This is a genomic window from Ectothiorhodospira mobilis, from assembly GCF_016584115.1.
In the GTDB taxonomy this organism is placed as follows: domain Bacteria; phylum Pseudomonadota; class Gammaproteobacteria; order Ectothiorhodospirales; family Ectothiorhodospiraceae; genus Ectothiorhodospira; species Ectothiorhodospira mobilis.
The window spans coordinates 1-276 of the sequence record NZ_NRSK01000109.1; the positions used below are offsets into that span (position 1 = coordinate 1).

At 66.3% G+C, this 276-nt stretch carries 1 protein-coding gene; it reads left to right on the forward strand.

The genetic code is table 11. The features are described 5' to 3' along the window. The coding region (locus CKO33_RS13320) for an ATP-binding cassette domain-containing protein (protein ID WP_200182704.1) at positions 1 to 276 on the forward strand (276 nt) is incomplete at both ends.

Sequence of the window (276 nt, forward strand, 5' to 3'; positions counted from 1 at the left end):
CCAACGAATTCTTCACCCTCCTCGGCCCTTCCGGCTGCGGCAAGACCACCCTCCTCCGCCTCATCGCCGGCTTCGAACAGCCCAGTTCCGGCAGCATCCGCCTCTATGGCGAACACATGGAAGGCCTGCCGCCGTTCCGCCGCCCGGTCAACACGGTGTTCCAGAGTTATGCGCTGTTCCCGCACATGAGCGTCGCCGACAACATCGGCTTCGGCCTGGAGATGCAGGGCCGCCCGCGCAGCGAGATCGACGCCACCGTGAGCCGCATGCTCGACC